Origin of the sequence: Bdellovibrio sp. HCB337, from assembly GCF_047302465.1 — a bacterium.
Taxonomy (GTDB): Bacteria; Bdellovibrionota; Bdellovibrionia; order Bdellovibrionales; family Bdellovibrionaceae; genus JACMRP01.
In genome coordinates, this window is record NZ_CP178621.1 from 1,415,666 (window position 1) to 1,438,624 (window position 22,959).

The 22,959-nt window shown below is 43.9% G+C and carries 25 protein-coding genes; 19 read left to right on the plus strand and 6 right to left on the minus strand.

Features of this window, described 5'->3' with window-relative positions:
- Positions 1–7: 7 nt before the first annotated feature.
- Both ACLWBB_RS06830 and ACLWBB_RS06835 read right to left on the minus strand, forming a co-directional pair.
- The gene (locus ACLWBB_RS06830) at positions 8–757 is read right to left on the minus strand and encodes a ComEC/Rec2 family competence protein (RefSeq protein WP_413290866.1); all 750 of its coding nucleotides are present in this window, start codon (positions 755–757) and stop codon (positions 8–10) included.
- Complete coding sequence (locus tag ACLWBB_RS06835) at positions 750–1,496, minus strand: ComEC/Rec2 family competence protein (protein WP_413290867.1); 747 nt, start codon at positions 1,494–1,496, stop codon at positions 750–752. Before ACLWBB_RS06835 ends, ACLWBB_RS06830 begins: the two co-directional genes overlap by 8 nt.
- A gap of 483 nt (positions 1,497–1,979) precedes the next feature.
- Between ACLWBB_RS06835 and ACLWBB_RS06840 the strand changes: the two genes are divergently transcribed.
- The 8 genes from ACLWBB_RS06840 (at position 1,980) to ACLWBB_RS06875 (ending at position 8,340) form a co-directional block, all read left to right on the plus strand.
- Positions 1,980–2,492: a tetratricopeptide repeat protein gene (locus ACLWBB_RS06840; protein ID WP_413290868.1), complete on the plus strand. Its 513-nt coding sequence runs from the start codon at positions 1,980–1,982 to the stop codon at positions 2,490–2,492.
- A gap of 38 nt (positions 2,493–2,530) precedes the next feature.
- Complete coding sequence (locus ACLWBB_RS06845; RefSeq protein ID WP_413290869.1) at positions 2,531–3,955, plus strand: LysM peptidoglycan-binding domain-containing protein; 1,425 nt, start codon at positions 2,531–2,533, stop codon at positions 3,953–3,955.
- A gap of 150 nt (positions 3,956–4,105) precedes the next feature.
- Positions 4,106–4,543, plus strand: a complete 438-nt coding sequence (locus ACLWBB_RS06850; RefSeq protein WP_413290870.1) for a hypothetical protein — start codon at positions 4,106–4,108, stop codon at positions 4,541–4,543.
- A gap of 89 nt (positions 4,544–4,632) precedes the next feature.
- Positions 4,633–5,454 (plus strand): TIGR02147 family protein, encoded by an 822-nt coding sequence (locus ACLWBB_RS06855; RefSeq protein ID WP_413290871.1) that lies wholly within the window; start codon positions 4,633–4,635, stop codon positions 5,452–5,454.
- Positions 5,451–5,915, plus strand: a complete 465-nt coding sequence (locus ACLWBB_RS06860; protein ID WP_413290872.1) for a hypothetical protein — start codon at positions 5,451–5,453, stop codon at positions 5,913–5,915. The genes ACLWBB_RS06855 and ACLWBB_RS06860 overlap by 4 nt, the downstream gene beginning before the upstream one ends.
- Before the next feature lie 26 nt (positions 5,916–5,941).
- Positions 5,942–6,955 carry a hypothetical protein gene (locus tag ACLWBB_RS06865; protein ID WP_413290873.1) on the plus strand — a complete coding sequence of 338 codons (1,014 nt, stop codon included), beginning with the start codon at positions 5,942–5,944 and terminating at the stop codon, positions 6,953–6,955.
- A gap of 28 nt (positions 6,956–6,983) precedes the next feature.
- The gene (locus ACLWBB_RS06870) at positions 6,984–7,292 is read left to right on the plus strand and encodes a hypothetical protein (RefSeq protein ID WP_413290874.1); all 309 of its coding nucleotides are present in this window, start codon (positions 6,984–6,986) and stop codon (positions 7,290–7,292) included.
- Between the two features lie 34 nt (positions 7,293–7,326).
- On the plus strand, positions 7,327–8,340 hold the full coding sequence (locus ACLWBB_RS06875) for a hypothetical protein (protein ID WP_413290875.1): 1,014 nt from the start codon (positions 7,327–7,329) through the stop codon (positions 8,338–8,340).
- 32 nt (positions 8,341–8,372) lie between these two features.
- Here ACLWBB_RS06875 and ACLWBB_RS06880 read toward each other — a convergent pair whose 3' ends face one another.
- A complete protein-coding gene (locus ACLWBB_RS06880) occupies positions 8,373–8,993 on the minus strand; it encodes a TetR/AcrR family transcriptional regulator (protein ID WP_413290876.1) in 621 nt (206 codons plus the stop codon).
- A gap of 310 nt (positions 8,994–9,303) precedes the next feature.
- Here ACLWBB_RS06880 and ACLWBB_RS06885 point away from each other — a divergent pair, with 310 nt between their 5' ends.
- A complete protein-coding gene (locus ACLWBB_RS06885; RefSeq protein WP_413290877.1) occupies positions 9,304–10,215 on the plus strand; it encodes a DNA-processing protein DprA in 912 nt (303 codons plus the stop codon).
- A 288-nt stretch (positions 10,216–10,503) separates the two neighbouring features.
- On the opposite strand, the gene lptF is transcribed toward ACLWBB_RS06885, so the two are convergent.
- Positions 10,504–11,610 carry an LPS export ABC transporter permease LptF gene (lptF, locus tag ACLWBB_RS06890; protein WP_413290878.1) on the minus strand — a complete coding sequence of 369 codons (1,107 nt, stop codon included), beginning with the start codon at positions 11,608–11,610 and terminating at the stop codon, positions 10,504–10,506.
- 128 nt (positions 11,611–11,738) lie between these two features.
- On the opposite strand from lptF, the gene ACLWBB_RS06895 reads away from it, so the two are divergent.
- Positions 11,739–12,749: a hypothetical protein gene (locus tag ACLWBB_RS06895; RefSeq protein WP_413290879.1), complete on the plus strand. Its 1,011-nt coding sequence runs from the start codon at positions 11,739–11,741 to the stop codon at positions 12,747–12,749.
- A gap of 59 nt (positions 12,750–12,808) precedes the next feature.
- Positions 12,809–13,135, plus strand: a complete 327-nt coding sequence (gene trxA / locus ACLWBB_RS06900) for a thioredoxin (protein ID WP_413290880.1) — start codon at positions 12,809–12,811, stop codon at positions 13,133–13,135.
- 79 nt (positions 13,136–13,214) lie between these two features.
- Here the strand turns inward: trxA and ACLWBB_RS06905 are convergent, their stop codons facing one another.
- Positions 13,215–13,928, minus strand: coding sequence for a lytic transglycosylase domain-containing protein (locus tag ACLWBB_RS06905; RefSeq protein ID WP_413290881.1), 714 nt, complete (start codon positions 13,926–13,928; stop codon positions 13,215–13,217).
- 276 nt (positions 13,929–14,204) lie between these two features.
- On the opposite strand from ACLWBB_RS06905, the gene ACLWBB_RS06910 reads away from it, so the two are divergent.
- From ACLWBB_RS06910 to ACLWBB_RS06920, 3 genes are all read left to right on the plus strand, one after another.
- Entirely contained in the window at positions 14,205–14,723 is a 519-nt protein-coding gene (locus tag ACLWBB_RS06910) for a hypothetical protein (protein WP_413290882.1), read from the plus strand.
- Positions 14,724–14,811: 88 nt separating this feature from the next.
- Complete coding sequence (locus ACLWBB_RS06915) at positions 14,812–15,528, plus strand: hypothetical protein (RefSeq protein WP_413290883.1); 717 nt, start codon at positions 14,812–14,814, stop codon at positions 15,526–15,528.
- A gap of 94 nt (positions 15,529–15,622) precedes the next feature.
- Positions 15,623–16,339 carry a substrate-binding periplasmic protein gene (locus ACLWBB_RS06920; RefSeq protein ID WP_413290884.1) on the plus strand — a complete coding sequence of 239 codons (717 nt, stop codon included), beginning with the start codon at positions 15,623–15,625 and terminating at the stop codon, positions 16,337–16,339.
- Between the two features lie 32 nt (positions 16,340–16,371).
- Here ACLWBB_RS06920 and ACLWBB_RS06925 read toward each other — a convergent pair whose 3' ends face one another.
- A complete protein-coding gene (locus ACLWBB_RS06925) occupies positions 16,372–17,145 on the minus strand; it encodes a S1 family serine peptidase (RefSeq protein WP_413290885.1) in 774 nt (257 codons plus the stop codon).
- A gap of 202 nt (positions 17,146–17,347) precedes the next feature.
- Here ACLWBB_RS06925 and ACLWBB_RS06930 point away from each other — a divergent pair, with 202 nt between their 5' ends.
- The 5 genes from ACLWBB_RS06930 (at position 17,348) to ACLWBB_RS06950 (ending at position 22,957) form a co-directional block, all read left to right on the plus strand.
- Entirely contained in the window at positions 17,348–18,067 is a 720-nt protein-coding gene (locus ACLWBB_RS06930; protein WP_413290886.1) for a substrate-binding periplasmic protein, read from the plus strand.
- Positions 18,068–18,213: 146 nt separating this feature from the next.
- Entirely contained in the window at positions 18,214–20,118 is a 1,905-nt protein-coding gene (locus ACLWBB_RS06935; protein ID WP_413290887.1) for a hypothetical protein, read from the plus strand.
- Positions 20,119–20,262: 144 nt separating this feature from the next.
- The gene (locus tag ACLWBB_RS06940; protein WP_413290888.1) at positions 20,263–21,420 is read left to right on the plus strand and encodes a CapA family protein; all 1,158 of its coding nucleotides are present in this window, start codon (positions 20,263–20,265) and stop codon (positions 21,418–21,420) included.
- Positions 21,421–21,514: 94 nt separating this feature from the next.
- The gene (locus ACLWBB_RS06945; RefSeq protein WP_413290889.1) at positions 21,515–22,615 is read left to right on the plus strand and encodes a hypothetical protein; all 1,101 of its coding nucleotides are present in this window, start codon (positions 21,515–21,517) and stop codon (positions 22,613–22,615) included.
- 81 nt (positions 22,616–22,696) lie between these two features.
- Positions 22,697–22,957, plus strand: coding sequence for a hypothetical protein (locus ACLWBB_RS06950; protein ID WP_413290890.1), 261 nt, complete (start codon positions 22,697–22,699; stop codon positions 22,955–22,957).
- Positions 22,958–22,959: the final 2 nt, after the last annotated feature.

The window sequence follows — 22,959 nt, forward strand, 5'->3', positions numbered from 1 at the left end:
AACTCGGCTAAGGGGAGTCAAACCAAACGTTTCCCCAATCTTCTGTACGGAGCAGCGGCACTCGATGTTTGCGTAGCCTGTGAACGACCTCTTGATGAGGATGCCCGTAGCGCGCGAATCGTGCAGAGGCAATCGCGATCTTCAGTTCGCGCAAATGAGACAACAAATCTTCAGAGGAACTTGTTTTACTTCCATGATGCCCCAAAATTAAAATGCGGAGCTTGTTTGTTGGGATTTGCTGACTCCAGATTTTTTCTTGCGGCTTTGGTGAGTCTCCAGGGATCAAGATTTTTTCCTTCGCTACAAGAACGCGACTCAAGTCATTGGTTTTTTTGTTAAGGTCTTGAGACGTGAACGCCGTTAGTTCCTGAACAGTTCCATCCATTGATAAATCAGATTCACACGGTCTGAAGACTTTAAGGATTTTCATTTTGTAGGGGCTGCTTTTTCCTAAAGGAGGTACCTGCAGACAAGGGCTACTTAATATTTTTTGAGCCTTCAAAGCAAAGCTTACGTGGTCCCAATCCCAGTGGCTGAGGTAGATCTTGTTCTGTTTTTGCCGGCAGATTTTTTGAACCTTGCGTAAAGGATTTCGTTCACCACCCATATCAAAGTGATGACAGATTTTCGGTGTTACCAGAGTTGCCCACTGCCCCTGGCCGACATTCCACACTATAAAAAATGATTTCAAACTTATGTCAGGCGTAAGCACCGCCGGTGACAAAAGCAAAAGTAGGGCAACAAAGTGCTTAGCCATTCAGAGCCTTCTGCCGTTTTTTCCAAATTAATGTCCAATAGGAAACACCGACAAGAAAAACAAAAAATACCCACTGAAAAAACAGCGACAGCGGAGAGGCTTCTGTTTTTAACCCGTAAAAACCAGTGTTTCGTTCAAGAATCCAAATCAGAAGGTTCAAGGCTTTATCAAAAAGAAAAGCTAGTGGATGAACGATTGCTCCCAAGAGACCGAGCGGGAACAAAACACCGCCAATCAGCGGACCCAAAGTCAGATTGAGTAAAACCCCAAGGGGATGAAGATCCGAAAATCCCCAAAGTGGAAAAGCCATGACAAAGTACAAAGCACTTTGGGTAAGAAACAGGGCAGGCAGGGTGTGTTGTTTTTTTCCCCAGAACTCGGACATAAGCGCAATTATAAGTGCTGCTAACAAACTCATCAAAAGGGAGCGCGAAGTTATCCACTGTGGGAAAACAGCAACACATAGGCAGGCACTTAAGAAAACTAAAAAGACTGGTGACAGAAATAACTTCCATCGTTCGGAAATTTTCAGAAGAACTAAGAACAGCAAAGCGCGAAGTGCTGGCGGCTGACATAAAGTCATCAGCGCATATCCAAATAGAATGAAGAGAGTATGTCGGCGCACAATCGGAAGTTTTGCTAAGATTTTATGCAGAAGTAAGAAGTGAGAACCTGAAACAATGAAGATATGAATGAGTGAATTTTGCACAAGCAGATCTTTCACCAACAGTGCTTGCATATTTTTTCCGCAGACCAAAGCTTCCAAACTGCTAAGGTTTTCCACCCTCTTTGGAAGGGATTGTAAACAGATATGATGAAGGTGGAGGGAGAGATGTGACATTTTTTCGGGCAAATCGAGAAAAAGACTGATGCTAAAAACGCTGGCAATGATGACAATTAAAATCATGGTTTCAATGACTTATCAAAATTTAGACCAGGAACTAGATCTAAAATAATCTGTAATTAGAACGCGAAGCGGCCAACAATCGGAATTTAAGATCTGAAATTCGGAGTTCCATTTTTCGTCAATATTTCGTCACAACACAAGTAAATTCAATAACTTACATTATGCTGAAAAAGTGATCAATTCGCTCAAAGCCTTATCTGTATTACAGTCCAAGGTCTAGGACCAAAGCAACTCAACAAAAGATGTGGAAAACTCTTTATTGTCGTGGATTCTCTAGCCGTGTCATACTTGATTTGTACAGTGAGGTGGTGAGAGATGAGGCAGTATTTTATTCTAACAGTAACTTTTGTTTTAAGTCTTTCGACAGTTTCTGCAGAGGCAGCAAAGAAAGTGAAAGACTCTATGAGCAAAGACGCTTTGATGATTGAGCTCACGGGAAAAGATCCGTCGAAAGTCAGTGAGTCCGCACTCTACGGAGAGATTTTCAACGCCTATCGTTCCAATGATGAAATTGGGTTCAAGAGCCGCATGCAAACTTTTATGACTCGTTTTCCAGCAAGTTCTTACGCGGACAACGTGACGTATCTTGCAGGTCGCTTGGCGTTTGACGGCAAGAACTACGCAGAGGCGATTAAGTATTATCAAAAAGTAATTACTCAATATCCACGTAGCAACAAAGTAGTGGCTGCAAAGTATGCAAAAGCGGTCGCTTACAAAAAAATGAATCTCGATCCACAAGCAAAGGGTGTTTTCGCAGATTTGCGTAAGAAATACCCAGGAAGCCCCGAAGCTTTCCGTGCCGAGAACGAACTCAAACTCATGAGATAATTTAGTTCCTCACTTTCTTTCCAAGGATGGAGCGACGAGTGCAAAAATCTTTCTTGAAACTGATTTCCGTAGCGACATTGGCCACCAGCGTGGTGGCTTATGCTCAAGATGATGCCGACTTCAAAGCTGAAGAGCGTTTCCATCGTATCTACAAAAAATATAACGAAGCTCCTACCTCGGAAGACTCTTGGGAAAAAGCATTGGCAAATCGCAAAGCCAATAACTATTCGGTGCAAAATAAAGACACTCTTTGGGATATCAGTAACACTCTTTTTGGTGATTCTTTCTATTGGCCCAAGGTTTGGTCCTACAATACCGACGATATTTTGAATCCCCATCAAATCAATCCGGATCAAGCGATCAAGTTTTACGCGGGAACAATGACGGAGGCTCCGACAGTGGGGCTTGCTCAAAAATCGGATGCTCCTGAGGCTTTGCCAACAACAGTGCTAGAGAAAAAAGCAGACGGCACTTTAGAGGGCATCAAACTTCCTCCGCCAAAAAGAAAAAGTCGTCCTGTAGTAAAAAACCTTCCAGGCAGTTTGCCACTTTACAGGATGGGAGTCGTCAACGCTCCGAAAATGGATTTTGAAATCAGCGGAGCTCGCGTGAAATATCCGCCGGCTCCGAAGTATTTGTCTGTGTTTGCCACGGACAACTCTGTGACTGCAATCGGCGAGGTTGTCGAGCTTGAAATGCAGGACGAACAAACGACGGGTGAGTATCAACAAGTGATTGTGCGCATTTCAAACGCGGGCGCGAAACGTCTAATCGCATTCTACGACAAAACTCAACTTTCAGATCCGACAGAGTCTTTTGGGAATAAGGGAACTGTCGTCGAAATTCAAGGCGAGCTTGAGCTGATGGAACGAGTGAATGAAGGCGAAAGTCTTTTCCGTGCAATGGTAAAAAAAGCTATCAACCCAGTAGAAGTCGGCGCGAAGTTGATGGCGGGTCAGCTAACAACGTTTGACTCGGCTCCTACGGCAGTCTCAACATCTGTGCAGGCAAAAATCATTGGTGGTGAATATCAACGCTTCCAGCAAAAGATGTTTGGAACTGACAACATCATCTTCTTAAATGCCGGAGCAAAAGAGGGCTTGCAAGAAGGTTCGACTTTGCAAGTTTTCATGAACGAAAGAGTCCGCAAGCCTAATACTAAAGCTTTTGCCAATGACCGCGTGATCGGTACTGTAAAGGTGATTAAGCTTGCAGAACATTTTGCGACTGCTTACGTCTTGGATTCTACAACAGACTTTATGATCGGTGATTACGCCGGCGGCCGTGTGAAGGCTGCGAATGGTACTGCGGCGTCTGCTGCAGACTCTGAGGCCTTCGTTCCTCCTGCAGATACAGGTGGCGGTAACGGCGGTAGCGGCGATGATTTCGATTTGGATATAGACACTCCAAGTGGCGGCGAAGCTCCGCCTCCAGCTTCTTCAGACGACGAGCTGACTCTTTAAGCGCCTAAAACGTCCTTATTGTAAAAAGATGTGACAAAAATTTCCACTGCGGCAAAATTGCCGCAGATTGTGGCAGTGTTTCTAGAGATCTTCTTAAGCGGTGTGCTACAAAGACTTCACTAGTTTTTAGCATTAACCCAAGGAGATTTTATGAAACAAGTTATCACAAGTCTTTTTTTAGCACTTTTCGCAGTCAATGCCTTTGCCACATCAGATGCACACGACAGAGTTTACCTTGTTGTTCAAAACATTCAATCCGAGGAATTCTTCGTTGAAAGAGCGCCCATCATCGGTTGTTACGGTTTAGCGCGTGGCCCACAGTTGGTGCAGTTCACAGCAGAATACAAAGTCACGTCTAACATCGGTTGTGGCGGTCCTGTCATGCAAGACAATATCAACGCCCTGACATGTGCTAACGTTGTAGACTCTAAAGAGTCTGCAGACTTTATGAGCTACTCAGAAGTCACTTTGGACATTTCAAAGTGTGCTGCTAAGAACGATCCTAAATTCATCACGATGGTTCGTACTGCAGCGAAATTAAACTTCCCTTTGAAAAAGGGCGAAGTGAAATTGACTCTAATTAAGTAAAGTAAATCTTAGGGGCGGGTCGTCACCCCCAATCGTGACGGTCTGCTTCCTCCTCTGAAGAAGTCCTGGTCCAAATCGTTTGGACCACAATGTTCCAAAATATCTTGATTGAACTCTCTGGCCGTTCTAGCTTTTGTTTTATGAAATTGCAGGCGGATCAGGGACTCATTCAGAAAATCCTCATCGAGGATTTCGAAAAACGACGGATTAAAAACCCTTCGTTCTCTGTGCGTGCGTATTCCCGCAAACTGGGACTGAGTCATTCGGCACTTTCCGAGATTCTCAGTGGCAAGCGTATCGTCGGCAGCAAGCTTGCCGAGCGTTTGGCAGAAGCCTTGATGTTAGCACCTGATGTGCGTTCACAAGTTCTCAAAAAATCAACGGATAAATCTCAGGCGCAACGTGCGCGCGAAACTCTGCAACTAAAAGCCGATCAATACAAAGTGATTTCAGATTGGTATCACTTCGCGATTTTGTCTGTTGCAGAAACAGAAGATTTTCAAAGTGACGCCGCTTGGATTGCAAACCGCTTGGGCCTAACAAAATCCGTTGTGCAAGAAGCTTTGCTTCGTCTGGAACGCTTGGGAATGATCCGCCTTTCAAAAAAAGGCGAGATCGTCGTCACGGGTGCCTCGTTTGATTCACCCGATGGTATTCCTAGCAGCGCCATTCGTAATACCCATCATCAGTATTTAGACTTGGCCCATGATGCTTTAGAAAATACGCCTATTGAGCAGCGGTACTTCAACGGCATTACGATGGCGATCGATCCTGCCAAATTACCCGAGGCTCAAAAGCGCATTCGCCAATTCCGCGATGAGCTTTGTCAGTATTTAGAGTCCGGCTCTAAAAAAGAAATTTATCAATTATGTCTTCAATTGTTTCCGTTATCGAAAGAGGTTCAGAAATGAAATATGGAATTGTCTTATTAATCTGTGGATTGCTTGCAGCGTGCTCCAATCAAAACGCTAACGAGGTTACTCAGGAAGAAAGAGTCCACGTACAAACCTATAGTGGTCTTACAAAAACTGCGTGGTGTGCTGAACGTGATGAGGACAAGGACGGTGCGATCGGCACCTACAAATTTAAAAACAATGGTTCTGCGGAGTGGATTGGCTACAAACCTGCGACCAAAGAAATCTATGGCAGAAAAAGCTTTAATTGGTCTTTAAAAGAGGACCTTCTGCAAGTGGACGATGAAATCGGCACCTTCGAAGGACAAAAAATCACTTTTGATAAAAAAGGTGAGGCCCTTGTGCGTATGAAATGGACGGCTGTTAGCCAAACTCTTTCAGAAAACGGAAAAGTTACTTTTGTAGGAGTTCCTTGCACACTTCCGGCAGGCAGCGAAACACCGGTACAAGAACAATAAGTTTTAGGGATTAAAAGGGGATAAATATGAAATGGATTCTATTATTCGCACTTTTTAGTTGCTCATGGGCGTATGCCAACGATGGCCATTCTGTGAATAACGGTGGCGGAGTCATTTGTATAGACGGAAAATGTAAAACGCTGGTTGAGGCAGGAATTGAAATCAAGCCAGATTTTCAAGGCGTATGGATTCCAGAATCGCACCACCTATCGGGTGTTCAGAGTTTGATTGAAAAGGCTCCTCTTGTATGGGAGTTGCGAGAACCGGTGATCATGCAGGTTTTAGGAAGAGTAAATCAGTTTCGCAGAGCCACGGTCGTAGATCCCGTGAAACTTGAGGAAATAAAACGACAGTATATTGAAGCCGCTGACAATGCTGGTTTTGTCTTAGATCCGGCGACTTTTGAACTTGTTGCTTTTTCTTCGGACAATACTGTGCAACCTGCATTGACGTATTTGCTGCCAAAATTTTTTGAATTGAGCCCCACACAGCAAGCGAGCATTTTGTTGCATGAAGGTCTCTATCGTGGACGTCCAACGGCGGACTTGAAATATGTTTTGCAGTTTGAATACGCGATCAGTCAATCCAATTGCGGTTTGATTTCTCACCAAACGAACGGGCAATTGGCGGCCTATCGCTTAGGGTATTTGAACAAAGGACAGCTTTTTGCACACATGTTGGCGGCGTTAACTTCTGAAAATGCCGACTGCTCGTTCTATGGAGGCATTAATTTGGGTCCCAACGCTTTGGGGAAGACAACATTTTCAGACGATCATAAAGAAATGATTTTAACTTTAGATCCTCTGTTGCTCTTGAAGCTTGGAGAGAAAGATTCTAAGTTCCCGTATATTTTCTCGAGACTTACAGACATTAAGTTCAAACTCGTTAGTGCAAGTTATGGAAAAGTGGACCCAAGATACTATATGAGTCGGGAGGCGTATGACCTTTTCTATATTATAGGTAGCAAGTATATCGATACGAATTTCTACACGTATGAACTAGAAAATCCTGACCAATTGGATTTTGTATTACCAAATTAGTTAGATCAATTATTTCAAGGAGGAATAAATGAAAATGATCAGTACAAGTCTTTTAGCAGCTTTGATGTTTGTAGGATTGCAAGCGAATGCTGATGGCAAGTGCACAGCGAAAGATCCGGGAATGAGTGCCTTTTGCAGCAATTTGAATGAGCAAGGTTGCGGATTCTCAGCAGGGAAGTGCTCTTGGGAAAAAGAAGATGAAAAAGTCATTCGCGTCGTGGTTGAGCAGAGAGAAAAGAAGTGCGTAGCAAAAGAAGGTTATGAAGCGCACGAGGGCTTTTGCAATAACCAGAGCAAAATGCACTGCAAAGTTCATTCACTCTGTACGTGGGAATAGTTAAAGTTAGTTTTTAATAGGGAAAGAGGATCAAATGAAATGGTTACTACTGCTGAGTCTTTTCAGCTTTTCATGGGCCCAAGCAGATGGCCACTCTGTGAACAACGGTGGTGGAGTTATCTGTATCAATGGACAATGTAAAACATTGATCGAGGCTGGCCTTGAAGTAAAGCCTGAGTACAACGGCGTGTGGTTGCCGTCGAAAGATCTTATTGCAAAAATTCGTGCAAACTTAGAATTAACAGCGTTTCATTACTCCGTTCAAAAAGATCTTTTAGTTCGAATTTTGGGACGTTTAGATCATTTTCGCCAAGTGCAAGTCATAGATCCTCGGGGACTTGATGCAATTAAGCGGCAATATGTGGATCTTGCAAATCAGGCCGGTTTTCAAATCGATCCAAAGACCTTTGAGCTTGTTGCATTCTCCTCAGATAATACCGTCGATCCGGCAATGACCTATATTTTGCCAAAGTTCTTTGACCTGACTCTAGAACAGCAGGCGTCTATTTTGATTCATGAAGGTCTTTATAGAGGTCAGCCATCAAATAGTCTTCGCTATGTCTTGCAGTTGGAAGCGGCTATGGAGCAGGATAGCGACGTGAAAGAGATTGCTAACAAAATCAACTCTCAGATTGCGGCCTTTCATCTGCAGGTCATTAACAAAGCTCAACTGTTGGGGCATTTGCTGTTAACGGCGATGGGGGATGATACTCAATTTGGAATCGGAAATCGCCATGAAGGTGCAAGAACTTTTGGGGATTTGAAAAGATACAATAATGGGGCTATCGACTTAGTCCTAGATCAGGCAAAAGTTCTAGAGGTCGCAGAGCGAGAACCAAGAATTCCGTACATCCTTTCAAAAACGACGAAGTTGAAATTCGCAAGTTTTGGTACTGACGATAATTACACTTATGAAGGTGATGAATATCTGACGTTGGATGATAACGGCTCTTTGATTTTTGCCGACAAAACGAGCCACACTAGTAATGAGGCTCGGATATACGTGCTGGAAAGCCCAGATGAGTTGGATCTGGTACTTCCGAACTAACAAAAAACCCGGTGTCTCCACCGGGTTTTTTGTTATTTCAATTCGAGATATTTTTTAAACATCAAGGTGAGTTCATTCACCAACTCGGGATCATTGACCACATTTTGTTGGTCATGAGTGGTGTTGTTAAGAATACTTAAAAACGCCGTTACCGTGATGAAAGCCACTTTGTCCGGATTTCTCGGGGCAGCAATGTGGCAGAGGTGATTACGCACGAATTCCATGAATAGGGCACGAGACTGATTAATATACTCTTGATCCGTCAGATACAAACGCACAGCTTGTAGGGCTGCTCTGAGCTGCGGATTCATACGATAAATCTCAAACCCGATGTCGAGCATCTTTACGATTTTCTCCTCTGGAGGCAGATTCTCATAAGGACGCATTTTCTCGAAGAAGTAGCGGCGATCATCGTCAATAAGTTGTTTGATCAACGCTGCAACGACAGATTCTTTGTTACCAAAAAATTGATACAAAGAACCGATACTCACTCCAGCTTCGACAGCAATCTTGTCTGTCGTGACAGCAAAATATCCTTCTCGTGCGATAATACGAGCACAAGCTTCGAGGATGCTAGAGACCGTCTGTTTAGATCTCTCTTGAGTGGGTGATTTTACTTGGATTTTTGTTTTTTTCTTACGACCTTGGCTCATATCCCAAACACGAATTTAAAAAAGGTTGTTTTATACGTATCCTATTTTTAGAAACATCGGTTTGTCCGCAAAACAAAGTGTTTCTTGGGGGCCCCGCAGAAAGAAAAGACTTCCCTTGCGCCTTTTTGTGGGGCTTCTGCTTTTTACCCGTAAACCCATTCTTACAGAAAAACCGAAGATTGTTCATATAATATATCAAGAATGTTTCGACATGGACGGAAATCTGTTCGATTTCTGGACGTGGCGACTCTCTTTTTTGTCCCATTTTCCCAATAGAGCTAGACCTGATTTTGCATAGGGTTTTTTTCCAATGGAAAAACTCATACATCTTAGCCTTATTCAAAAAAATATCCGTTGTCTTCAGAGCTTTCGCCGTTTGCGAGACGACATATTGCCGTATCCCTTAAATAGCGAAGAACTTCGCCGCTACTTGCGAGCCGAAGAACCCTTTTTCTTTCAAGAGTTCTGCGAGAGTAAAGAGACTCTCAAGAAAGAGCGTGAAGAAATTGTGCGTTTGCATGATCAAGGGGTCAAATTCACCTTCTGCGGGGATCGACTGTATCCTCCAAGTTTTGTGGGTATGCCAGGTGCGCCCGTCTTTCTCAGTTACAAAGGTCATCCGGCTTGGTTGTGGGGGAGATCTCTTTCCGTTGTTGGCAGCCGCGACATCACCGCCCTTTCTCAGCGTTGGATGGAAGAGCATCTTTCAGAGTTCTTGCGCCAAGAAAAGGCGATCTTGGTTAGTGGTGGCGCTCGCGGTGTGGATCAGGTCGCTCATCAACTAGCCCTGCGAAACTCAAACCCCACCGTCGTGGTGTTGCCTTCGGGTTTAGGGGCGATCTATCCCCAAAACCTTGAAGCTTGGCAAAGTAAGGTCATTGATGGGGGCGGTTGCATGATGAGCGAGTACCCTTTTGCCGAGAAAATGAAAAAACACTTTTTCCATGACCGAAACCGTCTGATCGCGGGTCTTGGTATTGTGACCTTGTTGATCGAGGCTCGGCGCCGCAGTGGGAGTTTGTTGACCGCACATAAATCTTTGCAGCTCGGCAAATCAGTTCTCGTTGTTCCGGGTCATCCAAGTGACAGTTCGCACCTAGGAAATCTTGATTTATTGAGTGAAGGAGCCACTCCGATCCGTGATGCCGAGGACTTGGGCAGCTATTTTAGAAGCGAGTTGCAAACGCTGCCGAATGTTACTTCTATGGCTAGTGAGCTCTAGCAGGACTAAAATCTATATGTAGTGGCGCCGCTCTAACTTTGTCATTTGTCTAAAAAAAATGAAAAATAATGAAAAAAGCCTTTGAAAAACTCTCGTCTTTTCTCTTAACATTAGATTCAAGGGAGGGGCGATGTGGTCAAGGATGACCGTGGTGGTAAGGACGCTACTGCATCGCTCATTTTTCTAAGCGGCTCCCGCCCCTCGATCTAGAGTTCAAAACGAACAGCAAAAATAAAAAAAACAATTATAAATAGAAACCAAGCCGATTCAAACACGCTCGGAATTGTTTTAGTTCCAGTTTCTTCTTAAGGAATTGAAGCCAATGCCTGCAAAGAGCACAAGCGGGCTCCAGACTGCAAAAGCCGGTGGAAGTTGTCCATTACGGGCTAGGCCCTCGAACGTTACATACAAGACCCAATAGCCAATGATAATGCCGATACACAGAATCATACCGCTGCTTTTGGCAGTACGACGATTGGTGGTTGTGCCAAGGCCGACTCCGATTAAGGCAAACACTATGCAAAGAACCGAAATCGCAATGCGCTTATGAAACTCGGTCTGATAAGTTCTTTGATCTTGAGGCTTTAAGTCCTTCTTCTTAAGAATCTCCTTCAACTCTGAAAGTGTCAGAGACTGTGCGGATTTCTCGCGAATGACTTCTTGGATCGGATCGGTCAGGCGAATATCGTAGGTGTCGAATTTGATTTTAGTGTGAGTCTGAGTTTTACGATGAATGTCGCCATCTTCAAGCCGCAAGAGCACATTGTGCCCCGGCGCCTTCGGATCCGGAACGATGGCGCCGCGCTTAGCAATAATCGTAAGCGGCGCTCCTTCTTCGCGTTCATCGTAAATGAATACGTTCTCTAAAGTTCCATTGTCTGAATGAACCTTGTTCGCATAAACCACTAAATCAAAAAAACCTTCCGAGAATGTGCCTTCTTTGACCGTGGCAGCGGCTTTGGTATTTCCAAGCTTCGTAAAAAGAACTTCGAACTGACGATTGCCCCAAGGAGCAATTTCGAAAGAGGTTTGGGCGGAAAGGACTCCGACCAAGAGAGACAGCACGACGGCCGGAGTCAGAATCATTCCCATGTGAAGTCCAGAGGCCTTCATCGCCACCATCTCGGAATCACTACTGAGGCGTCCATAAGTCAGGATGACGGCAAAAAGAAGACTCATTGGGAAGAGGGCCGGTAAAAGGGAAATACAAATATAGCCAATAATCTGTGCAATGGTTTTCATGTCCACGCCGTGGACAAGAGCAAACTCCGTCAGACGCAGGACCTGGAACATAAGAATAATCGAAACGAAAACGATCAGGCCTAAAATGAAACTCGGAAGCATTTCAAAGAAGATGTATTGCGCTGCTTTTTTACCACGGAAAACGCTAACCATAAGGAACCTTAGTTTAAACTATCGATGACGCCAAGGCTTTATTTAGTGCAGGAATCGCGGCCATTGTCCAGAGGATTAGGATCGGCTCTTTGTTGACCCGACGGCTGACATCCCTGACAATATTTACTGTGAGCAGCAAGATCCTTTTAGTCTACGAAGAATATTCAGAAATGATGAATGCCCAAGCTATTTTGCAAAAAGCGGGCTTCGACGTGCTTGGAATTTCAACAGAATATACTCTCAGTGAAAATGTGCTCTCATTCAACCCTGATGTGGTTGTGGCTTATGGCCGTGCCGGAAAAGTAACGACGATCGGAGCTGGTCGTCGTCTGCGCGAGATGACTCGCTGGCAGGGGAAAGTGATTCTGGTTTTACCAGCAGGTTACAAGCCGAACCCTCAAGACTTCGCAAAAATCAGAGCAGACATGTTGCTAGAAGCTCCTCTTCCGGGGCTAAGACTGATGCAAATCGTTGGTAAAATGTTGGGCTATGACGAACTCTTGTTGCAAGAACGTCTGAGCAAACACGGCAATGATACCAGCAAACCTGGCGACAATCTTTTGGGCGGCACGGGACATACCGGTGAAGCGCAGGATGAAGCTCTTCTTGTTACTGGCCAGGTCGGTGAAGACCCAGAAAATTTCACGATCAGTGGTACTCCGATTGCGGAAGACGAAGAGGATTTTACAAAAGCCAAAGCAAAGTTCAATTTGGATATTTCTTCAGAGACAGCTGGCAAGCCTGCGAAAAAAGACGATCAAGATTTAGAAGCGCTCTGGAAAGAACTCACGGATCACAGCGAGCTTAGCATCACTCCTGAAGACGAAGCTGCTGCAAAAGCCGCCGGGCAAAAAATCAACTTTGATCTGAGTGATGAGCGCAGCCTTGAAATCAGCACTCAAGAAGTCGATAAACTTGCTAAAGAGATCCAAAATGCCAAAAAGTCAGGCGCAGACCGAGTGTCCAAATATGGGAAATATACGGCTCAAATTAATGATTTTGACCCCCGTCAGAGCCTTAGTAAAATCGCCAGCCGCCGCAGTCAAAAAGAGATCGTAAAGTCTTGGAATAACAAAGAAATCGAGGACCAAGACGAGCTTCGTAAGTCTTTTACCAAAGCGTTATTTAGAAAAAAGTAATTGATCGACCTTGTTTTTTCATCAATCATGCTCAACCTTATTAGTAAGAGGAGACAGCTATGGCAGCATTTACAAAACCCGTAACAGACAGTTCTTTTGAATCTGATGTTTTAAATTCTAACACACCAGTATTGGTGGATTTCTGGGCAGAGTGGTGTGGACCTTGCCGTGCTCTTGGACCAAAACTTGAAGAAGTGGCTCAAGAGATGTCGCAAAAAGTAAAAATCGTGAAGTTGAACGTCGATGAGAATCCATCAACTCCGGGTAAATACGGCATCCGCGGTATCCCAGCGATGCTTCTTTTCAAAGACGGTAAAGAAATCGGTCAATTGGTTGGTAACCATCCAAAAGACGCGATCGTAGATTTCTTGAGCAAGAATTCCTAATCGGAAATCTGAAAATAGATTTAAATAAAAAAGGGAGCTGTTGAAGCTCCCTTTTTTATTTGCGCTAGTGGCGTTTCGACTACAATTGAGCCAAAGTCTCTAGCTTCATCATCTGCGCATAGATGATCTCGTAGTTGCCCATTACGCGGCTTGAGTACTCTTTAGGCTGGATAGCTTGCGCCACCAAGCGACGAACGTTTCTAGGGCCCATGTTGTAGGCAGAAACGTAGTTTGGAGCCTCATTCGCAAAGTTCTTTCTTAAGAAAGCCATGTAAGCAATCCCGATACGAACATTGATAGTTGGGTTTTTCAGAGTGTTTTTGCCCTTCCAAGGAATGTTCTCTTTCTGAGCGATCCATTTTGCTGTGTCAGGTTTGATTTGCATCAAGCCGATTTCACCTGCGCCACCAATGATTGTTGGATCAAATTGGCTCTCAGTTTGGATCACTGCGAGTACGAACAAAGGATCAAAGCCCTTCTTTTCGCTTTCAGAAAGAATCATGGCGCTAACATTAGCCACATGTTTTGCCCACTTCTTATCAGAGAGTTTGTTTTGCACTGTTGAATATACGAACTTGCTGACTGAAGGCAGAGATGCGCTTCTTTCAGCCAAACTTCCATTATAGGAAGTTCCTAATAGCTCGCGTGCGTGCTGCAAGCGGATTGCATTTTTCGATGCCATTTCGGTGCTTCCTTCCTGCATGTAAGCAGCCGAAATATTCTCAACATAGAAAGACAACGTGAACGTCGAGATGATGACAAAACTCCATTTTGTAATTCGTCTTGTTTTCATCTGAGACCTCCGAAAGTGTTACTAACTGCGTACTTGGAGTTATTGCGAAGCTCGTGCCGATCAGCTAAGTGCTGGGAATGACAGCGTTATCAGTTCAAGACATTTTAAAAACAGTTTTATGTGTGGTAGGCCAAGATGCTGTCTAACAATTTGTGGTCAACAGAGTGCTTAGTAGATAGTCAAAACGGCGCAGTTTCTCAGAGTGGGATGTCTCATTATTTGATTGGCGTTTATGGGGAAATCCGCTAGGTTCAAGCTTTTCAAGGAGCACTTTTAATGGAAACAATTCCTTTCCAAACTATTCAAAACTCAATCGATAATATCTGTGGAATCACCGAAGAAGAGGACTTGGACGCCGTATCTCAGGCTCTTTTTGATGCACAACCAGCGCTTGCGGGTTTTGTGATCGAGTTTATCGAGGACATGAGTGAAGGTGCTAAAGATTTGGGCTTCATGATTGCCCTGATTCTTTGGAAAAGCTTCGAGGAAAAATACCCACAAATTCGCGCTCTCACTGAGGACGAAGTTGTGGCCAAGTTTGAGGACCAAGAAGCTGACTTGGAAAAACTTCTTCATTTAAACGATGAAATGCTAGAAGAAATCCACAAAAACGAGATGCTCAACGGACAGCCTGAAATCCTAAACTATCTTACTCAGGAACTTTTCTCAGAAGAGAACACTGATCCAAAATTGGAAGCGGACGAGGATGTCCAATTGTTCATGGTTCTTCGCTTCTTCTCTACTTGTTTGAATGACGCTGCCAAAGAAGTTGGCGAAGCGGTTGTTCGTCACTAGTTTATCCACATTAGAGCACTAGAGTCTTTTTAACGAGAAAAGCCGGTTTTTTTACGCCGGCTTGAAGCCCTTATGAGATAATTGTCATATGAGGCATGTTCTCATTGTGTTTATCTTGCTCATAACGTCTTGGAGTCGGGCCGAGACGATCGTTGTTTCGGTTCAGGAAGATCTCGAAAAAACTCCACCTATTGTAGAACTCAAAAACTACTTTGCGGATGCATTGGCCAAAGAAGACATCCACGTCAATTTCATGCCGCTGTCTTTAGAGCGAGGAAATTTTTTAGCTAATAAAGGCGAAATAGACGGGGAGCTAATTCGTACGGACTACGTATTAAAAAACTCTCCGAATCTAATGATTACTTCATTTCCGATGATCTACACCAACTTCCGTGTGGTTCGTCGCAAACAAATAAAAAACTTTAAAGAAAAGAATTTAGACACTTACGTTGGAGTTGTGTTTTTTAACTCTCCGGCGGTGCGTGCGACGATCGAGCGAAAAAAAATTAAAGTCGAAAACGTAGCCACTTTGGATCAGGTGTTCTTGTTGCTAGCGAGTGAGCGTGCAGACTACACGATTTTGCCTGACACAATTATTGCGGCGGCCAGGGACAGACAGCCATTGGCTTTTCAGAATCTTGTTGTTAGTAAAAATTCATTTGATCGCTCAGAACTTTATTTTTGTCTGAATAAGAAAAACGCACATCTAATGCCAAAAATAGAAAAGGCCCTCAAGCGCGCGTCACGCGGTCCGATCTGGAAATACCGCTATTTGCCAAATCTGTTAAATACCGAGATCCCGTAAGAACCCTTAGTTATTCATTTAAACAGCTATTGTTTTCTCGAGAAACGGAAGCAATCTGCGCTCTGGCAGTGAGGCGTTGTGAGACAATGACCTTATGAAGCAAGGGTTGATTCTACTTATCATGACTTGGACGATGTTGTGTGCAGCCGAGACGCTTGTCATCGCAGTCCCTGTAAATCTTGAAAAGACAGCGCCTTTTGTTGAACTTAAAACCTATGTTGCTGAAGCCCTAGCAAAAGAAGATATTCAAATCGAATACGTGCCGCTATCCATAGATAGGAGCACCTTTATGGTAGAAAAAGGTGAGCTTGATGGTGAGCTGGTTCGTGAGTCCCGCGTGATAAGAAGGTCGGCAAAATCCATCATGACCTCGTTTCCAATCGCGCATTCAGATTTTATTGTGGTCCATCGTAAGCAGATTAAGAATTTTACCGAAGACAAGCTAAGTGAGTACGCTGGAGTGATGTTCTACTGTGCCGTAGTGACCCGTGATGCATTGTCGAAAAGAAACGCCAAGGTTGTAAGCGTCGATAGCTTAGAGCACGCGTTGAAACTCTTAGAGAATGGTAGAGCAGACTATACGATTCTGCCAGAGCCCATCATAGATGCTGCAAAAATTCAGTACGCAAAGGACTTTAAGAATCTTGTTGTTAGAAAAAACCCTTTGGATCATACGGATCTTTATTTTTATGTTCGCAAGAATAAGTCTTATTTGATGCCGAAAGTAGAGAAGGCTTTTAAAAAAGCGTCCAATGAGCCTTTAGAGAAGTATCATTATTTGCCGGAGTATCTAAATAGAAAAATCCCATAAAAAAAGCCCCCTTTATCAGGGGGCTTTGTCTTTTAGCGAATCGTTTCTGCGACCCATTTGGTAGCAAGATTGACCTTGCTATAAACGCCGGGCTTGCTTGCGCGAGCACAGCCAGCGCCCCAGCTAACAACACCAATCAAATAAGTGTCGTTGTTATCATCTTTGGCAACAAGCGGGCCACCACTGTCACCTTGGCAAGAGTCTTTGCCACCTTTTGTATAACCTGCACAAATCATGCGATCAGTGATTTGTTTTGGGTAGTTTTTATCGCAAACGGTTTTATGTACCAAGGGTACGCTGACCTTTTGCAGCTTCTTAGGAAGCCCAGATGCTGTTTCTTTCATTGCGCCCCAACCGGCAACTGTCGTCATGATTGTAGAGCCGTCTGTTGGAATAGCGATCTCTGCAGGGTTCATTGCAACCGGCTCGTAACGAGAAGAGCGGCTTAATTGAATCAATGCAAAATCATAGTCCATCGTTTTTTCGCTGAACTTAGGATGGCGAATGATTTTCTTTGGCTTAATAACTTCAGCATTGCGCTTGTCCGTGCGATCATGAAGACCGATGACGATGGAATCTACGCCACCGTTAACTACACAGTGTGCAGCTGTCAGAACCCAGTCTTTACGGATTAAAGATCCACCACAGAAGTGACCCATTGTTTTATCTTGAAGTGAAACGATATACGGAAACTCTCCGACAGAGGCTTCTACGCCACCCACGATATTCGCGTGAAAGTCGTCGGCATAAGAAACATTTGCAGCTACAAGAGACAGGGCTGCCAGAACAGAACTAAGAACTTTCATAGTGATTCCCCTTGAATGAAAATGGCCTTTTCTCTATTGTTGCGAGCGCTGGGGAATGCTCAATCAGTAAGCAAAATTCTGAACCAAGGTCTTCAGACGTAAGAGGGGAAAACCTGGCTTTAGAGCGGGCTTCGGGACGAGCGGCGTATGCGGGACAAATTTATTTACTGAGACTGAGGTCCAAGAGGTGTATAATGGCCCCATGAGACTTCTATTTCTTTTGTTGATGTTGGTTTCTCTCAGCGCGGTCGCAAGTGAAGCGACTCAAGTGTCGTTCTCTACTCAGGAAAACTATACTCAAATTCCTGTGGTTACGGACCTTACAAAATTTATTGCGGCATCCTTAGAAAAAGAAAAAATCAAAGTAAACTTTGTGCCTATGCCATTGATGAGAGGAACCATCTCAGTTGAAAATGGCGAGGTGGACGGGGAAATGGGTCGTGACCTAGAGTCCATGAAAAGTTTCAGCCATATTATGACGACGTCGCGTCCTTTTATGTTTGCGAATATAAAAATGATTTACCTGAAGTCCCGCAAAATATTTTCGACAAAGAATTTGTCACAGCTGCAGGCGGTGACTTTACTGAACAATCACACCATTGTTCAGAAGTTGAAAGATGACAATTTAAAGTTTCTTGAAACCAAATATATTCCCCAAGCACTTACGGTGCTTGAGCAGAAGCGGGCTGACTATTTTCTACTTTCAGAAGTTATTATCTTGGGATTTTTTGAGACAGATCCGAAGCTAAAGGAAAAGTTCGTAATCGCCGACGAAAACTTTATGGTCATGCCACTTTATCTAACACTGAATAAGAAAAAAGCCGATTTAATGCCGCGAATAGAGAAAGCTCTGCGTGCGGGGATTAAATCAGACCTCAAAAAATACCCACGCTTACAGACGATTATAAATAAGGACTTTTAGTTTTTTCTTGAGAAGCCACGTCCTGACCACTGAAGAGTTTCAGAAGTCGAATCGAGAGGTGGTCTTGAAGGGATTCTGGACCCAAAAAAAGATTGTCTAAGTAGAGTCTCTCGCATCATAGTTATCTAAACACTAACAAGGCTTAGATGACTCTATCTTTAGTAGAAACAACTATGACTGCCTTTGCTTTATTCCTGCTACCCACGCTCGGCGGGTGGCTTTTGACGCATTTTTTTGATTTTAAACCACCCGCAGTAGTTCGTCTTGCATTCGCAATCGTTCTTGGTGTGGTGATTGTTTCTTTGACCGCCTATATCTTGGCTTTAGTTTGGGCGCTGTCGACCACATCGATCCTAATTGCGGTTTTGATTTCGTTTTTTGGTCCTTTGGCGTTCATTCGTAAATTTAAAACCGGGGACTCTTTCAGTTTTCGTAGTCATCTAGGCGCACTGCTCGGTGGTACTGCGGTCATGACGTTTCTTGCATTTGTATTTGCTCAAGGTGTTTACGAACAGGATCGTGCGATTGTTACAAAGATGGTCGACAATTATGCGGATTTGGCTTTGCATGTTGGGATCATAAACGGTTTTGCTTTTGGTGAAAACTTTCCGGCGGAGCATCCTGCATTAGCGGGAGTTCGTCTGTCTTATCCGTTCATTGTGGATTTTCATGCGGCGCTATTGGTGAAGCTGGGACTTTCGTTGCAGGCTTCCTTCTTTTTGCAGAATATCTTTATCGCTTTTGCTTTAGTGATTCTTTTTATCTGTTTTGTACAAAAGCTGACCCAGAATAGAGCCGCGGGTTGGGTGGCTTTGGTTTTATTGTTCTTTAATGGTGGTCTTGGCTGGACGATGCTCTTTCAGGAAAATTCAGCGCGGTTTTTGAGTCATGACTATTCCAGTTTTGAAAATCTGTATCGCTTTAACAATAGTTTAATCTATTGGCTTGTACCTATGCGAAGCATGTTGTTGATCACACCGATGCTTTGTGCAGTTTGGCTTTTATGGCTTGAAGGTATTCGGTACTGGCTTGAACAACCCACCGAAAAGAAAACGCGCCTGTTTGCAGCAGCGGGAGCGTTCACGGGCCTGATGCCCTTAGTACACGCCCATAGTTATATGGCGATTATGGCCAGTGCCGGATTGTTTGCGCTGATGTACCGTCGCTGGAAAGAGTGGGTCTTCTTTTTTGTTCCAGCACTAGTGTTAGCAATTCCGCAGATTCTATTAGTCACTACGGGCGGGGGAGTTCAAGCAAGTAAGTTTTTAGCATTTGAATTTGGGTGGACGAAAGAACATCACGGTTTTATCTGGTATTGGTTCTTAAACACAGGATTTTTTATTCCGCTCTTAGTAGCTGCTCTCATTTATTTGCGAAGAACGCAGAAAATTTCTAAAGACGCTGTGATGTTTTATGCGCCGTTTGTATTTTTCTTTGTCGTTCCGAATGTTTTGAAACTTGCTCCATGGATCTGGGACAACATCAAAATTCTGTATGTTTGGTTTTTAGGATCACTTCCTTTTGTGGCAATGCTTTTAGTGGTAGCTTGGCAAAAGGGACGGGCGTGGCGTTTAGGAGCCGGGGTTCTGTTTGTGACTTTGACTCTTTCAAGCGTCTTGGACTTCGTGCGGCTTTTTACGAAGGCGCCGGATTTGGTGGTGTATTCCAAAGAAGATCTTCAGTTCGGAGATTTACTCCAGCAAGAAACTGCAACGAAAAGTTTAATCATGTCAGCACCGGTGCATAACTCGCATGTCTTACTTGCGGGCCGACGTTTGTATGCAGGATATCCCGGAGTGTTATGGACCCATGGTCTTAGCATCGATGGTATCGAGGACGAAATCATGGCCGTCTACCAGGGTGGTCCCAAGGCCGAAGACATCCTTAGAAACCGCAAAATCGAGTATCTGCTGGTGACTCCGAAAGAGATCACGTGGGCCAAGGACCGCGGATTTTCTATCAACACAGATTTTCTGAGTCGTTTTCCCTATCAGGAGTTCAAAGATTCGGTCTATGGCTGGGACTATAGGCTCTACAAAATCCAAAACTAATCCCATGTGAATTGTTTCCAATACGGGCGTTTTTTGTCACCTTGCAAGCTTGTAGACACAAAGACTCGTTTAAATGCATTAGGAAGCCCCTTTCTCTTGGAGTGCATTTTGCTAAACCAGCAGCAGCACGTAATAGGAGCATTTATGACGAAACCTGTATTAACCCTTCTAATGGGATTGGGCCTTTCTTGGAACGCCTTTGCTGGCGCACCTAAGCTTGAATTTTTAAACCAATGTACATCTGGAAGAGAAGTCACGATCTCTGGGGTTGGCGACATCTTATTACATGGCCCTTTGCAGGCGCAGTCTTTTAAGGACCAAAATACATTCCGATCATTATGGCCAGATATGATTCCTGTATTTGATAAGTTTGATATCAGCTACGCGAATTTCGAAGGACCTTCTGCTGAAAACATTTCGACGTCTGGGCGAGTTGTTGGCAAAGAAGGGGACTTCTACTTTAACAAAGAAGCTTATACCGGTTATCCGATGTTTAACTATCACCCGCGTTTGGTGTGGGACATCGTGAACTCTGGAATCGACATCGTTTCGACAGCAAATAATCATGCTTTGGATCGTCGCTCTAAAGGAGCTGACATGACGACCGAAGCGATGAGAAAATATAACCTGCCATACACAGGTACTCGTCCTAAAGGTGCTACCAACCACGGCTGGCACGCAGTACTCGAAAAGAACGGACTTAAGATTGCGTTCTTAGCTTGTACATTCTCAACCAATGGTTTGCCTGACAATGATCAGCAGGTTCTTGGTTGCTACGAAGACAGCAAATACATCTACAACTATGTTCGTGCACTTTCTCAAGATCCGCAGATTGATGCGGTGATTGTGACGCCTCACTGGGGTGTTGAGTATAACTTTTCTCCGGAAAAACGTGAAGTGACTTTTGGTCGTAACTTGATCGATTCAGGTGCAACGGCAGTTTTGGGTACACATCCTCATGTGATTCAACCTTGGGAAAAATACACCAGCCAAGTTACTGGCGAAGAGGGCTTGATCGTTTATTCAACTGGTAACTTTGTAAACGGAAACTTTGGCCGTGTTGCTACTCAAGTTGGAACAATGATCGGCTTAAAGCTTGTCCAAGGCAGTGGTTCTAACAAACTTAAAATTAAGTCGGCGAAGTACTTACCACTTGTAATGAAACGCTACCCATATCGCATTGAGCCTATCGAAAATGATTCGCAAGTGGATGGCAAGTTCTCAGAAATCTGGAAAAAGCTCTACCCAGTTGAAAATCGCATTACGAGCTTGCAACAACCATTTGGCGATGAGTGTAACTAGATCTTAACTTTGTAAAAGCGCTCAGTGTTAGATCTAGGTATTATCACTTTACAGGCCTAGGGTATTTGGTAGAGGCTTCCGTTCGGAGGCCTCTATGCAAAAAGCATTATTAGTATTAGCAGCTATTGTCTTGATGACAGCGTGCTCTCAATTCAAAGAAGAAAAAACCCCAGAACAACTCGATAAAGATAGCATCACGTCAGCACCTTGGTGCGTGGTGGATAAGGTTGCACCTCAAGAGTACGTCATGACTCGGCTTACATTTTCAGAAAGCCAAGTTCACTGGTCATATATTCGACTCAATAAAGATATTGCACCTGTTATCTATAAAAGAAGTGAAGCTTCTTTGTGGCAATATAAGGGAAGCCCTTACGCACGGCATGGTGTAGAAATCCTTCGCGAAGCGACTCAAATCGTGGGTCATAAAGAATACAAAGAGCAAGAGCGTATTTTTAACGACGTCATAAAAAATAATAAATTTATACGTCAAAACAAAGCGGTTTTTGAGCCGGCAATCTCTTTGGTTGTGAGGACTAACGGGCTCTTGGAAAGCGTTGAGCAAGCATTTTACCCTTGTGCGATGTACTCTCAAAGTTTGAGCTCTGAAATACCCGCGCGCTCATATATCGAATTCCAAATCTATTTGGCGCAAGAGCTTCGTTCGTATAACAGAGAACACTTCTTAATGATGGAAAAGCAAATGGCACTTCAGTTTCCTGTGAAGGAAATTCCAATGAATCCTGCCGAGCATGATAAGACACAGTGGTGTTCTTGGTTTGGCATGGAGCGAGGACGGCTATTTTTAAAGACGATTACGCTGGGGCAGAACAAGTATATTACAAATTCGCACACTGATTTAAGCATTTTTGAAGAGGATGGGAAAGACGTCTCTTATGATCAGTTGAAGACTTACGCCGAGGGGTCGCAATCTTACGACATTTCATATAAATCAGCAGGTATTACTGGAAAGCACGAGCGATGGGGAGACGGAAGTTATCTTTATACTCTTGTTGAAGATGCAAATGGGTCCAAAGCTTTGGTAGAGCGCTTTGTGAAAAACCCAGAAAGCAGCTCGATGATTTTTGCTGACATATATTTTGATTGTAATAACACAGTACCTCTTAAACACAGTCCTTCTTTTAAAAAGTACCTGAAAACAATATTAGAGCTGCAGCTAGAGCAGCTAGCAAAGTAGAAATCTCGCAAATTATAAAAAGCGACCTAAAGAGATGGCTTTTTAAATGCACCTAAGATCTACTAGGTCTAAGGGGACGATATGAAGCCATTTTTATTTTTGATCCTGATTTGGGGTTTTTCTAATCAATCTTTAGCAGGTAGTGCCGCTGACTGCGTGGGCGAAGCCAAGAACTTGCTTCCCTCTATTACTGACAAACAATTGGCAGAACTCTGTCGAGGTGCCAAAGACAATGCTCCAGCGAAGTGTGTGTACGACATGAAGGCAAAAATGCCCACTGCAAGCTTGGAGTACAGTATCGGAATTTGCAAACCCGTTATTTGCTCGTGCGAAAGTAAGTAGGA